The following is a 14,118-nucleotide window of genomic DNA, read 5'->3' as shown; positions in this document are numbered from 1 at the left end:
CGTAGTTTTAGAGAAGGTTGGATTATGCAAATATGGAGAAAAAAGTCTGTTGAACAGACTATTGCAGAAACAATGGATGGTGATCGCCATCTTAAGCGTACGTTAAATGCATGGGATCTTGCCGTTATGGGAGTAGCTGTGGCTGTTGGTGCTGGCATCTTCTCCGTTGGTGCTCAGGCTGCAGCGTTCCACGCAGGTCCTGCAGTTATTATTAGCTTTATCATCGCTGGTATTGTTTGCGGAACGGCTGCAATGTGCTACGCGGAGTTTGCTTCGATGATTCCTGTTGCTGGTTCTGCATACACCTTTACGTATACTACAGTAGGCGAGCTTATTGCTTGGATTATTGGTTGGGATATGATTCTGGAAATGCTTATGGCAGGATCCGTTATAGCCAAATATTGGGGCGTTTATCTTAACGATTTAATGCACTTGTTTGGTCTTAATGTATCTACTTCTGTAAAGCTGGGTAATTTTACTTTCGATCTTGCTCCAGTAGTTATCGTTGCATTCTTTACGATTATGCTTGTTGTTGGAACAAAGCTTTCTGCTCGTTTTGATGGCGCTTTAACAATCTTGAAGATTGGTATTGTTCTGTTCGTTGTTGTTGTTGGATTCTTCTACATTAAGGCTTCTAACTTCACTCCATTCGTTCCACCTGCAACAGATGTTGCTAGCGTTAAGGGAATCCACGTTTCTGGCACAATGAGCCAGCCGCTTTGGCAATGGCTTACTGGCATGCAGCCAGCTGTTTACGGTGTTACTGGTATTCTTTCTGGCGCAGCACTTGTGTTCTTTGCATTTATTGGATTCGACGTTGTTGCAACTACGGCAGAAGAAACTAAGGACCCACACAAGAACATTCCTAAGGGCATTGGTCTTGGTCTTTTGATTGTGACTGTTCTTTACATTCTTGTTGCTGTTGTTACAACTGGTATGGTTTCGTACAAGGATTTGGCTAAGCAAGAGGCTCCTTCTCTTTCTACAAGCTTTGAGCTTGTAGGCGCAACTTGGGCAGCAAAGATTATTTCTCTTGGCATTGTAATCGGCTTAACAACTGTTGTTATGGTTCTTCTTCTTGGTCTTACGCGTATCGTGTTTGCTGTGAGCCGCGATGGTCTTCTTCCTCGTAGCTTCTCTAAGGTTAGCAAACGCGGCATTCCTGCACGTATTCAGATTGTTTCTGGCATTGTAGTTGCTATAATCGCTTCTACATTAGATATTGGAATTCTTTCTGATATGGTGAATATCGGTACGCTTTCTGCATTCTTGCTCGTTTCTGCTGGTGTTCCAATTATGCGTATGCGTAGACCAGATTTGCATCGATCCTTTATGGTTCCATGGAATCCAGTTTTACCTATTTTCGCTGCGCTTTCTACATTCTGGCTTATGCTAAACCTTTCCGTGCTTACATGGATTCGTTTTGCGATTTGGCTCGCGATTGGCTTTGCAGTGTACTTCGGCTATTCCTACCGCAATTCTTTGCTTGGAAGGCAGTTACGCAAGGCTAAGAAGCTTGGTGTTCCAGTAGAAACCTTGTTTGTTCAAGATGCTGTTGCAGCTGAAAAGATGGCTCAGGGAGAATCTGAAGACCAGGCTCGTGCAGAAGCTGCTCAAGAGACAGGTAATAATTGATTATAAAATCTTGAATTAAGATATTATCTTATTTTTAGATTTATTGATTCTAATCACGTTGAGTCGGCATGCGGTTTTACGCGTGTCGACTCAATTAGTTTTGCGCGCCGTGTTTGCACTATAATAGAAAAGTTAAATTGTTTCATTAGAGCAAAAGAATGCAGAGGGGGGGGCGTTTGTTATGCCTTATGTTATTGCAGAACCTTGTGTTGACGTTAAGGATAAAGCTTGTGTTGACGAGTGCCCTGTTGATTGCATTTATGAAGGCGATCGTACGCTTTATATAAACCCTAATGAATGTGTTGATTGTGGTGCTTGTGAACCAGCTTGTCCTGTAGAAGCCATTTTCTACGAGGACGATGTTCCAGAAGAGTGGGAATGGTATAAAGACGCTGCAGTAGAGTACTTTAACAAACTTGGTGATTTAGGTGGAGCGCAAGAAGCTGGTCCATCTGGCTGGGATGAAGATCGTGTAGCTGCTCTTCCTAAAAGAGATGCTTAAATACCTAGTTGCGCCGCATTGTTTCCATATTTTTCTCTTACAGCATCTAAAACATGTTCTGCGTGACTTATTCGTGCATAAGTATTTTTTACTGCGTTTTCTCTAATTGATGTTGAATTTTTGTATGTATCGTTGTTTATTACGGTTTCTCTTTTGCTTTCTTCAAGAATGTCATTAATAGTTGGCTGAATGAAAGTTTTGCTGCATTTCACAAGATTACTAGCGCTTACTCCTGCCAGCCTAACTGGGCTTAATAAGCAAATATTATTTCCGCCTAATTTATGATTGCGTACTATAGGGTCTGCATCCATTAACAATGAGTCAACGTGCTTATATAATTCATGGGAAGAATCCGTTGCGTTTCTTAACGTTTTAGATCTAGTAACATAGTGCAAATCGCTGAATCGTAGCTTTAACGTGACAGTTTTGGTTGCCATATTGCGTTTGCGTAGTTCTTGCGCCACGTCATTGCAGCAGTGCCTGATCAGGTTTTTCACTGCTGCAATATCTGTGGTGTCAGAATTGAGAGTTTGTTCTGTACCGATGGATTTTTCTGGAACATGGGGCATGACTTGCCGATTGTCGAATCCGCGCGAAGTGTTATAAAGCATTTGTGCAATAATCTTAGAGCCAGCAATTCGTTCCAGAGTCTTTTCATCTATATTTCTTAGTGTTTCTATACTATTTATTCCCCATGCTGCTAGCTTTTTTGCCAGAGCTGGTCCAATTCCTGGTATTGCTCGTAATGGCATTATTGACACAAAGTCAGCGTTGCGGTTCTGGGGGACAACCAGCATTCCATTTGGCTTTGCATTTGTTGATGCCATTTTTGCTATTAATTTATTGGATGCTATTCCCACTGAGCAGGTGATATGAAACTTACGCGCGACTTCGCTTCGTATCCATTCGCCTATAACAATAGGCGAATGCCAGCGTAAAAGTGCGGAGTTAACATCCATATAACATTCGTCTACAGAGACTCGTTCAACCCTATCTGTGATTTTTGAAAAAACCTCCTTAAAAATCCTAGATGAAATGGAAACGTAGTATGGCATATCTACCGGCAAGAAAATGCCATTAGGGCACAAGCTTCGTGCTCGCGCTGTAGGCATAGCTGAATTCACGCCATACTTACGTGCCTCGTAGCTGGCTGCCGAAACTACGGAGCGCGAGCCTGTACCAATAATCACAGGTTTACCAAGTAACCTAGGATTACGCGCCGCCTCGAGTGATGCGTAAAACGCATCCATATCGATATGAAGTATTGTGCAACCAGACGTGTCATGCCCCCAGTCGCGTTTAGCTGCTGTAACTCGAGGTGCTGTGCTCATGGATTTATGGTAGAACAAACGTTCGATTTTATCTATAGTGTGTCGCAATAAATTTTACGAAAAATATAGTCAAAATATGCAAATATAACTACTGCCGTGTAGGGTATGCTGTATGAAACAAATCATAGTGAACGCGCTAAATCGCATGCCTGTTTTGCTGATTGTTGTTGTAGAAGCGGCGATGGTTTATTTAGCAACATCAATAGCGAAAGTCGCGTTTAGTCAGCTCGATCCGTTGTATTCTGTGTGGTATCGCGTTGGATTTATGACTTTGTTTTTACTTGCTTGGAGAAGACCTTTTTCGCACAAAAAACGCGCGCACAATTCTTTGCCTAAAACGTTAAAAGAATGGTTAATTGTTGTTGCAGTAGGAATTTCCGTTGTTCTTATGAACACCATGTTCTATTTAGCTATTAGCTGTATGGCTGTGGGGGTCGCAGTTACTATCGAGTTTGTAGGACCGCTTATGGTTGCTGTTATAACAGGTAAAACGTGGCGTGAGCGCATTGGTATAGTTATTGCCGCGTGTGGAATCGTGCTTCTTGCAAGCGCTTCTATGGGTTCTAATGAAAGTCCGCATTTTCTTGTTGGATTAGTTGCAATTCTTATTGGCGGATCCATGTGGGGAATGTATATTGTCTCTGGGCGAATGTTGGCTAGAGGTTCTAATGCTATAGACAGAGTTAGTGTAGCTATTTTAATTGGATGGTTGTTGCAGTCTAGCGTACTTGCAGTTCCTGCGATTTCTCATGTTATATACCCTAAGCCAGGAGCTACTTGGGCTGCACAGTCTGGCGGTTCTATAAAGCTTTTAGCTTTGATGGTTGTTATTGCGATATGCGCATCTTTTATTCCTACGCTGTTGGATCAAGTTCTTTTAAAGCGCGTGTCTTCGGCAAGATATTCTGTTATGCAGGCTTTATATCCTGCTATTGCTGCAGTTGTTGGAATGGGATTTGGAGAAGTGCCAACTTGGATTGATGTTTGTGGAATGGCTCTAGTTATGTTGGCTGTTGCGATTACATTTTCGGGAGACCATAATCCTGCATAAATTTTGCTGTTTGGCTATTCAATCCACTTTTGTGTGTTTGGTGTGTCGCTGAAGCATTGTGCACGTCCTCAAGAGGTGATATAGTCTGAATCTGTTGCTATCTTGAATAGCTACAAAGTGGAGTCATGCCTGAGTGGCCGATAGGGGCACCCTGCTAAGGTGTTAGTCGTGTAAGCGGCTCGAGAGTTCGAATCTCTCTGACTCCGCGGTTTTAGCTCTAAATCGTTGATTTTTCAGTGATTTAGAGCTTTTTGCGTTTTGGGTAGATTCCCGTAATTACAATTTTTTTCCTTGAGATATTTTGGGCTATAACCCCTGTTCCTCATTGGATAGTCGCCAGCAACCGCAAGAATTGTGGATAACTCTGTGGATAAGTCGCCTTTAAAATAGGCTTTAACCACATTGATAAATTTTTATTTACATAATTAAATCCCTAAATCATAGTTAGAGCATGAGCGATTTTTCGTTCATCGTGGCTAGCAAAACGTTTGTCACGTAAGAGAAAACAACGTTTAAGGAGTTGATATGGGAAAACATGTATGTAAAAAGATTCCAATCTTTTTACGCAATAAGCGCACGCGAATGTTCTCTTTACTGACAGCGTTGCTGGCGACTATTGCAATTGTTGTTGGAAATGGTGTAATTAGCGGAGCATATGCGTTTGACGATATTCCTACGTATATAAGCAATTACTATGGTTGCGGAGCTGAAGGTGACCATAGATTGTATTCAGTTAATGACGACATTACATATTGCGTTGATCTTTATGAGTCTGGAAACGCGTTTGCAGATACTTCTTGGGGTCCTGTAGTAAATAATCGTGATGTTGCGATTGCTGCAATGATGATAAAACTGAGCGTTAATGGAAAGTATTGGCGCGGTGACTATAGAGACAGAGTCGCAATTGCTTATGCTATTCATGAACATTTTGAAGATAAAGACAAATGGAATAATGCGAAACAGCATTCGTTCACCAGTACTAAAGATTTTAGTGAAATAGCTGCTAAAGCTGATGAACTTTGGAATGAAGCTGCTAGCAAAATTCCTACAAAAGTTTCATTTGAAAATTTGTATGGGACTTCAGGCAATTCTGGTGAAATAAAAGTAAAAGCAGAAGGAGTTCTAAGAACAGCATATAACGGTGATGACGGTGTTGATTTTAAAATAACTGCATCGAATAGAAATATTATGTTCAAAGATAACTATTATTACAACAATAATGAATTAAAAGCAGAACGCAAAGGTTTTATACGTACAGACAAAGATTATTCAGATGAATTTGTTTGGGTTGCGTCTGGAGAAGGCAAAGTTGATATTAATGGCGAATATTATCTTCCAAACTTGGAGAGAAGAGATACAAAAAGCGGTTGCTACTTGCTTAGGTTGTCGCAATCTCCTGTGAAATATAATATTGATAGTTCAATTTCTATTGATGCGCATAGAGATTTTTACCCAGCTGTTACATCAAAATCTGAAGTTAAAAAGTTAAAACTAGGCGATTCTGTAGAAGGTAATGTAAAAAGTAGCGTTAATAACGAAGAGAATAAGCCTTGGATTGAAAATAAGAAGATTCGTGCGCGCGGATACTACTTTGTAGGATCGTATGAAAATATTCTAAAAGAACGTGCAGTGGGTAGTAGCGTAGATGACTACATAAAAGAGTTGCGCGCTGATTCTAGCATTAGACAAGTAGGTGCAAGTGACGTTTACTTTACTAAATCAGGTGAAGAAGCTAAAACAGTTGTTCATGTAACAAATGGAGATATGAAACCAGAAAATCTTGAAAAAGCAACAGAATATAAAGTTGGTGAACAAGATGCTGGACTATTTGGTACATGGGTTTGGACTATTGCTAAAAATGAGCAAGATAATGACGTTAAAGATTTTGTTTCTAGTGATTTTATTGAAGGTTTTGGTAAAGCACAATCTACTTTAACTCATATGACAAAAGTAAACATAAAACATGTTAAAAATGCTAAAAATAAAGATTCAAATGAAGTATCAGATACGATTGTTGTTAGTGGCGCGCCAAAAGATTACGGAATGTTTAAAGGCAATAAAGAGTATGGATTTGATGGCGATGAAAATATGAAAGTTCGCTTGTGGTGGATTGGGTATGAAAATGGCACTGTTGATAAAGAGTCTATGAGTAAGTTAAATCCAAAATCAGATAAAGAGCCTGAGGAAGACGATAATCACAAGAAAATTGGCGAATGGTCAGTTCCGCTTAGAAATGGCGTTTATACGATTGCTAACGGAAAAGTGATGCTAAAGGAAGATTCTGCGGATGGCGCTGGTAATAGTGGTGCTGTTGGCAATAGTGAAAAGGGTAATGAAAAAGAAGAGTCAGAGCTTGGAAAGAAAGTTGCCGATATTGTTAATTTGAAGTCTGGCAATTCGGGCGAAAGTGGAATGTATGTGTTTGTATATGATTTCCCTGGTTCTTCTAGAGCAGAAGCGTTTAAAACAGCGTTTAACGATGAAGACAGTAGAAGCATATTTACTCAAGAAAAAGAAGAGCATAAAACAGTAAATAATAATTCTGCAGGTAATGCTGGTGATGTAAAGCCGAGTGGTGGCGCAAAGCCGAATGGTGATAAGCCGAATGGTGGGTCTAAGCCGAGTGTCGGAGATGTAAAACCAAATGATGACGTGAAACCAAATGGTAATAAGCCAAATGGTGATGAGAAGCCAAACGGTGACGTTAAGCCGAATGGTGGTGATAAGCCGAGTGGTGATGTAAAGCCAAGTGGTGATGCGAAGCCGAATGGTGGTAATAAAAGTGATAACGTATCTACGAATAACAATGATAATAAAGTAAACAACAATGATAATAAAGTAGAAGAATCTGGTGAAGTCACTAAGAATGAGATAGATCCAAAAACGTCTGCTGGAGGCGCTGTTGTAGACAATATCGTCAACAAGCAAAACTCTCATGATCAAGGTGCGCAACAAAATAATAAACAAGATACTCAGTCAAATACGCAGCCAAATACTAATCAAAATACACAAAGTCAAGGCAATAGTACCCAAACTGCGCAGAATCAAGGTGGTCAAAATGCTGGTTCGCAAAAACAACATAAGCAAACTGGTGATGTTGAAGGTAAACAAAATAGCAATATTAATGCAGATAGTTCTCAGAGTGGTTCTGATTCTCATTCTGCTGTTAATAGTGATAATACAAATGTAAACGGTTCTTCGCAAAAGAATAATGAAAGTAACAAAGTCGATAAAAGTGATAAAGAAAATAATGCTGGCGTAGTAGATAAAACAAACGCAGGTAAATCAGGTAAATCAGATAATGCTGGGAATGCTGGTAACACAGATAATGCTGGTAAATCAGATAATGCAAGAAACGCTGGTAGTGCTGGTAAATCAGATAAATCTGTGAATGCAGAGAATACGGAAAATGCCGATAATGAGAATTTGAGTAGCAAAAATGTTCACAGTGATAAAGCAGATAAGTCATCTAAGAAAGATTCTGGTAGTAGCGTAACTGTGCATAAAGGCAATACGAATAGTGATAAAAAAGATGGTCGCACAACAAAGAGAACAGCTTCTGCAGCGGTTTCCAGCCTAAATACTGATGAACAGAATGATAATAAATCTAAAAAAGAAGCATCTGATTTAGGATCTGAGTCTCTTGCAGAAAGCCAATCAGAATATACAAATACAAAAAGGAATAAGCGCAGGCATGCTCGTGCAGGTGTTGTAAGTGCCACATCTTTATTTAATGCTGGTATAAAAATTGAGAGTGTCTTGATGCTTTCTATGGCAGTATTACTTATTGCTGGTGCTATAGTTTTGGGAAAAAATATATATCGCGTTGTATATTAACAAAATATTAAATACAAATAAAATTGTTGCGTTGTATAATATGCATAATTTATTCTATAGATATCGTTTTCTATAGATATAGTTTATTGATGTGGCGTAGTTTATGCATGCATACTATACAACGCACAATTTTGATATAGACAATATGTAAGAAGTACTGTTTATACTACGAGGTTTTATATGAGCGACTACAACATAGATAAAGAAAAAATGTTGGTTCGTCTACATAGGGTATGTGGACAGGTTCATGCTGTTGAGAATATGATCGAAAAGGGAGAAGATTATACAAATATTCTTATGCAGCTTTCTGCTTCTACTGCAGCTCTTAGAGCTGTTGCTCTTATAGTTGCTCATCAGGAAATCTCAAAAGCTTTAGAGGCGGCGCAAAATGCTTCAGATCAAAAAGTTACCGACAAGAAAGTTGCTGAACTTGTTGATGTTGTAGATCATTTAATGAGATACGATAAATCGTGATTTGTGATTCTAACGGTTTCGTATGATTTATCGATAGCGTTTAAACTGTTTGAATTGAAAACGATTTGAATATTAAGTATGAATAATATGCGAACCGTAACTGATTTATGCGAAAATCCTGCGCACTTTGCCTTCGTGGAAAAGAAGTCTGAATTTATTTCAGATGCTTGCCATATAACAACTCTTGAAGAAGCAATAGATTTTGTAGAGTCTATTAGGCTAAAACATCCTAAGGCGCGGCACGTGGCTTATGCTGCTGTGTGCGGAGACAATAATGGCAGACTGTGTGAGCGCATGAGTGACGACGGAGAGCCTTCAGGTACTGCTGGGAAACCTATTCTAGATGTTGTAAGGGCTTCTAATCTTACAGATACAGTTGTAACAGTTACGCGTTATTTTGGTGGGATTTTGCTTGGCTCTGGTGGATTGATGCGCGCTTATTCACATGCAGCAGCTGGCGCTATACAGTCGAGCAAAATGGCAGATATCATAGAATGTAATTGTTTTTCTTGCAAAGTCGAATATACTCAGCTAAGAATGTTTAAAAGCTTATTGTTAAAACATAACGCAGAAATTATGGATGAAGAATACGGAATTTCTGTAGATTTAAAGGTTTGTGTTCCTTTTGAAGAGTCAGACAGATTTTTAGAATCAGTAAAAAATACATTTTCAGCTATAATAATTCCTAAATCATGTGGTGTTTACAGTAGGATTTCCTGATAAAGTTTTTCTCACCTTGTCGGTTTTAGAATTTGTGTCGTAAAACTGATACATTATATTGGATATTGGTAGCTAAAAGGTTGGTGAGTAGATTATGAGTGATATACAAGATCAAAATAATCTTGAACACAATGATGATTCGCATAGTAATTCTCATGACGATTCTCATGAAATTTATGAGCCTTTGACATCTATTTATGAGCGTTTACGCCACTCCAGTAATTCTAAAGAGCTTCACGAATTTGCTGTAAAAGAACTCCCAGATAGAGCAGATCAAGCAGAATTTTCTAGGGCTACGGCATTACTAGAAGCTGTAGCAGGCAACATAAATACTCCAGAAGAAGATCGTATTCATCTAGCAACAGTGATGCCATTCCCTAATATTTTGGTTAAACTTTCACAGGATAAATCTGATAACGTTCGTTTAGCTGTTGCTAAAAATCGTAATGCTAAAAATTGGCTAGTAGGAAGACTTACTAAAGATTCTTGCGGAGAAGTTAGAGATGCTGCATTGTGCAATCCGCAGACATCATGGAAAATGCGTCTCGAGGGTGCTCAAACCGAAGGCGTTGGGGCACAAACATTAGATTACTTAGCCTCACTTGGTGTAGGTGAAGAAAGTAAGGATTCGCCAGTACTTTCCGCAATGGTAAGAAGAGCAGTGGCGCTTAATCCTGGTGTGTCGCAGTCAACATTGATAGCTTTGTCAAAAGACAAAGACCCAGATGTTTCCTCTGCCGCATTAGAAGTTTTAAATAAATAAAGTTTTAAATAAATAAAAAAATTTAGATAAGTCTTGAGTGTAAAATTAAATTAAACAATAATTGCATACGTTTGCATAAAAAACTCACATATATACTACGATGGAAACTATGAACAATAAAAATGAAGAAAGTACTCAGCAAACAAGCCCATTAAGGCGTTTGGCTGAGTTAATGGGAGTGCGCTCCAAATTCGTTGGATCGGATGGAATAGAACATCAGATTGCTGATAACGTGCTTGTAAAAGTATTGCGCTCTCTGTGCGTAGATGCAAGTACTGATAAAGCGATTGAAGAATCAATGCAGAAGATTCTTTTGGAACGTCATACACGTTTAGTTGCTCCAACGGTGTTGCATACAGTTGGTAAAGAAGACACTGTTATAATCAACACAGGTATTTTGGAGTATCCTACAGCAACTTTGATATTGGAAGATGGAGAACAGTACCAAGGTGACTTGCAGATTTCTCCATGTAAAGATGATGTTGCGTTCCCTGTTAATGGCACTTTTGTGGCAAGCTCTTTGTTGACAATTCCAGCAGACGTGCCTATGGGGTATCACACTCTACGAATAAGCGTTGCGGATCGAGTAGAAGAGGCGTCACTTATTAGTGCTCCAGAAAGCATTGATACTCTAGAAAAGCTTGAAAAAGATGGAAAGCAGATTTGGGGATGGATGGCTCAGCTTTATTCCATTCGTTCTTCTAAGTCTTGGGGTGTTGGCGATTACGCAGATTTAGCTGATCTTCTTGTGCAATCAAAGAAAAAAACAGGTGCAGATTTTGTGCTTGTAAACCCATTGCATGCAGGTGAACCAGTTGCACCATTAACACCGTCTCCTTATTTGCCAGTCGCAAGAGGAATGGTTAATGTAACCTATATTCGCCCAGAAATAATTCCAGAATATGATTCGCTTAATGATAAGGATCGTAAGACTGTTGACGATCTTCATAACGAAGTAGAGCCTCTTAATAATGATGCTCAAATTGTTGATCGAGACTCCATGTGGCGAGTAAAAATGCATGCTTTGTGGATTATTTTTAAGTCTGGGCTTTCTGCTGAACGCTCCGAAGAATTTGAAGCATTTAAGCAGGACATGGGTGAGCGTCTTGAATCTTATGCAACTTGGTGCCTTTGCTACGATAAGTGGGGTGCTCCTAAGGGAGAAGACTGCTGGGAGAAGCATCTTACTAAAGATTCCGATGAGATTAGTGCTTTATGTAAACAATTCCCAGATACTCTAGAGTTTTATCGTTGGCTTGAGTGGATTGCGTTTACGCAATTGCATGATGCTCAAGTTGCAGCTAAAAATGCGGGTATGCGCATTGGCATTATGTCGGATATGGCTGTTGGCGTGCATCCTGCAGGCTCCGAGGTTTGGTGGAATCCAGAGCGATTTGCCAATGGTGCTTGCGTAGGTGCGCCTCCTGATTACTTCAATCAGCAGGGTCAAAACTGGTCTCAGCCTCCGCTTAATCCATTCGAGCTTGAGCGCACTGGATTTAAAGTGTACAAAGATATGGTTCACGGAATGTTTGCGTCTGCTGGCGCTGTGCGAATTGACCATATTCTTGGGCTTTTCCGCTTATGGTGGATTCCAGAAGGATCTACTCCAGGTGATGGAGCTTACGTTTACTATGATGCAGACGTTATGCTTGGCATTCTTGCGATTGAAGCCACGCGCGCAAATGGTGTTGTAGTTGGAGAAGACCTTGGTGTTGTGCCAACTGAAACTTTGGAAGTTTTGGCTAAGAATAAGGTTCTTGGATGCACGGTTGAGTGGTTTGAACAGAGGGATGGTGCATTCCGCGAGCCTAAGAAGTGGCGCGAAATGACGCTTGCTTCTGTAAATACTCACGATTTGCCACCGGCTGCAGGCTACTTAAACTACGAGCACGTTAATATTCGCGAGCGTTTGAATCTTCTTTCGGGATCCGTAGAAGAATTCCGCGCTGGTGCTGTTAAAGAGCATAATGCGATGCTGAAAATGCTTGTTTCTGGAGGTTTCTTAGACAAGAAGGCTCTAGAAAATGAATCTGAGCATGAGCAAGAGATTGTAGAAGCATTATATCGAGCACTTAAAGCTGCTCCTTCCAAGCTGCTTGCTGCATCCATTGTTGATGCAACGGGTGAACATCGTGCTCAGAATCAGCCTGGCACCAATGATGAATATCCAAATTGGCGTATTCCTTTGGCTGATGCTAATTGTAATCCTGTTCTTTTAGACAACTTATTTGACTTGCCTAGAGTTAAGTCTTTAGCGCAAATCATGAATAAGTAGTTCTAGATGCGTGATTAATTGCGGGCTGCAGCGTTTGTTGATATTCGTGAGCGTTGCAGTCCGCATTGTATGTAAAATAGAAACTTGCAAATAGTCGTCATATGGCGATATACTTGCAGATTGTTGTGTTTCCCTAAGGGGTCCTTCAAAGCGCTTTTCCCACTCGCCATCGAGGACTTTCAGGGAGCCCACGGATTATGAGCAGCATATCTCCTATAAACCAAGAAGATATAAAGCTCGAAACACAATAGAGAAAAGGTACGATTGTGAAGACTTTCACACCGAAACCAGCAGATTTAACTCATGACTGGTATATTATCGACGCCACTGATGTGGTGCTTGGTCGTTTGGCTTCCCAGGTAGCCATTTTGCTGCGTGGCAAGAATAAGCCAACATTTGCTCCTCATGCTGATTCTGGCAATCACGTCATTATCATTAATGCAGATAAGATTGCTTTAACTGGCAATAAGTTGAGCAAGGAATTGTATTCTCACTCTGGTCGTCCAGGTGGACTTCGTCGCGATAGCTATGCTGAGCTTTTGGAGAAGAATCCAAAGCGCATCATCGTTTCCGCTGTGAGGGGAATGCTTCCAAAGAATCGTCTTGCTAAGGTTCAGCTTGATCGCCTTCGTGTGTTCACTGGTGCTGAGCATCCTCATATTTCGCAAAAACCACAGGTCTTCGAGATCTCTCAGGTCTCTCAGCAGGCTAAGTGAATCGTAAGGAGAATATGATTATGGTAGATAACAACAACTCCGCGGTTCTTGAGAATGAAGAAGAACTGACTAGCTATACAACTGAGACAAACGCTGGCGCAGGCACTGGTACTTCTGCCGTTGCTCCAGGCTATGGCACTGGTCGTCGTAAGGAAGCCGTTGCTCGCGTTCGTTTGATTCCAGGCACTGGCAAGTGGACTATTAATGGTCGCGCTCTTGAGGAATACTTCCCATCTCGCTTATTGCAGCGTGAAGTTAATTCCCCATTTGTGCTTTTGAAGCTTGAAGGTAAGTTCGACGTTGTCGTCTTGGTAGACGGTGGCGGCACCACTGGTCAGGCAGGTGCAATCCGTTTGGGTGTTGCTCGTGCTTTGAATGCTATTGACCGTGATGCAAACCGTGCTTCCTTGAAGAAGGCTGGCTTCTTGACTCGCGACGCTCGCGTTGTGGAGCGCAAGAAGGCTGGTTTGCACAAGGCACGTCGTGCACCTCAGTTCTCAAAGCGTTAAGCTGCGAAGAATTTATATTTTCAATGGCTTCTGGCTTTTGCTGGAAGCCATTTTTTGTATCTAATGCGGTTGAATGTTCTAAATGTTATTAATCGTTTATAAGTAATCATTAAATCTAACATTCTAGAAAATTTAGAGGATAATCGCACATAAATAGTCACAAATAATAACAAATAACGAACATTAGAGGATAAACCTCGCTCATAAATAGCGCAACTCGCTGCAAATCCAAAATAGTACAGTAAATCAAGTAGATTGTGAACTGTATCACATTGTTAGACATTTAAGATGTGTTTATAAAG

Annotated in this window: 11 protein-coding genes and 1 tRNA gene; 11 read left to right on the top strand and 1 reads right to left on the bottom strand. The window is 40.4% G+C overall.

Annotated features, from left to right (window positions below):
* The first annotated feature begins 24 nt into the window (after positions 1-24).
* Positions 25-1,635: an APC family permease gene (locus HXT25_RS02085; protein ID WP_004573712.1), complete on the top strand. Its 1,611-nt coding sequence runs from the start codon at positions 25-27 to the stop codon at positions 1,633-1,635.
* Between the two features lie 181 nt (positions 1,636-1,816).
* The gene (gene fdxA, locus HXT25_RS02080; protein ID WP_004114327.1) at positions 1,817-2,137 is read left to right on the top strand and encodes a ferredoxin; all 321 of its coding nucleotides are present in this window, start codon (positions 1,817-1,819) and stop codon (positions 2,135-2,137) included.
* Here fdxA and dinB read toward each other — a convergent pair.
* Entirely contained in the window at positions 2,134-3,468 is a 1,335-nt protein-coding gene (gene dinB, locus HXT25_RS02075) for a DNA polymerase IV (RefSeq protein ID WP_422118625.1), read from the bottom strand. The two genes, fdxA and dinB, sit on opposite strands and share 4 nt — an antisense overlap.
* A gap of 112 nt (positions 3,469-3,580) precedes the next feature.
* On the opposite strand from dinB, the gene HXT25_RS02070 reads away from it, so the two are divergent.
* From HXT25_RS02070 to rpsI, 9 genes are all read left to right on the top strand, one after another.
* Complete coding sequence (locus HXT25_RS02070; RefSeq protein WP_004114330.1) at positions 3,581-4,519, top strand: EamA family transporter; 939 nt, start codon at positions 3,581-3,583, stop codon at positions 4,517-4,519.
* A gap of 119 nt (positions 4,520-4,638) precedes the next feature.
* Positions 4,639-4,725, top strand: a tRNA-Ser gene (locus tag HXT25_RS02065).
* 319 nt (positions 4,726-5,044) lie between these two features.
* Positions 5,045-8,356, top strand: a complete 3,312-nt coding sequence (locus HXT25_RS02060) for a hypothetical protein (RefSeq protein ID WP_004573716.1) — start codon at positions 5,045-5,047, stop codon at positions 8,354-8,356.
* 180 nt (positions 8,357-8,536) lie between these two features.
* On the top strand, positions 8,537-8,830 hold the full coding sequence (locus HXT25_RS02055) for a metal-sensitive transcriptional regulator (protein ID WP_004114342.1): 294 nt from the start codon (positions 8,537-8,539) through the stop codon (positions 8,828-8,830).
* A gap of 78 nt (positions 8,831-8,908) precedes the next feature.
* On the top strand, positions 8,909-9,550 hold the full coding sequence (locus HXT25_RS02050) for an IMPACT family protein (RefSeq protein WP_020759949.1): 642 nt from the start codon (positions 8,909-8,911) through the stop codon (positions 9,548-9,550).
* 94 nt (positions 9,551-9,644) lie between these two features.
* Positions 9,645-10,313: a hypothetical protein gene (locus HXT25_RS02045; RefSeq protein ID WP_004138770.1), complete on the top strand. Its 669-nt coding sequence runs from the start codon at positions 9,645-9,647 to the stop codon at positions 10,311-10,313.
* Between the two features lie 109 nt (positions 10,314-10,422).
* Positions 10,423-12,591, top strand: coding sequence for a 4-alpha-glucanotransferase (malQ, locus tag HXT25_RS02040; RefSeq protein WP_048730704.1), 2,169 nt, complete (start codon positions 10,423-10,425; stop codon positions 12,589-12,591).
* A gap of 266 nt (positions 12,592-12,857) precedes the next feature.
* Positions 12,858-13,307, top strand: a complete 450-nt coding sequence (rplM, locus tag HXT25_RS02035; protein WP_004114349.1) for a 50S ribosomal protein L13 — start codon at positions 12,858-12,860, stop codon at positions 13,305-13,307.
* Between the two features lie 20 nt (positions 13,308-13,327).
* The gene (gene rpsI / locus HXT25_RS02030; RefSeq protein ID WP_004114350.1) at positions 13,328-13,816 is read left to right on the top strand and encodes a 30S ribosomal protein S9; all 489 of its coding nucleotides are present in this window, start codon (positions 13,328-13,330) and stop codon (positions 13,814-13,816) included.
* Positions 13,817-14,118: the final 302 nt, after the last annotated feature.

It is taken from the genome of Gardnerella sp. DNF00476, from assembly GCF_049262735.1.
Classification (GTDB): Bacteria; Actinomycetota; Actinomycetes; order Actinomycetales; family Bifidobacteriaceae; genus Bifidobacterium; species Bifidobacterium vaginale.
This window is presented reverse-complemented; position numbering and strand designations above follow the sequence as displayed.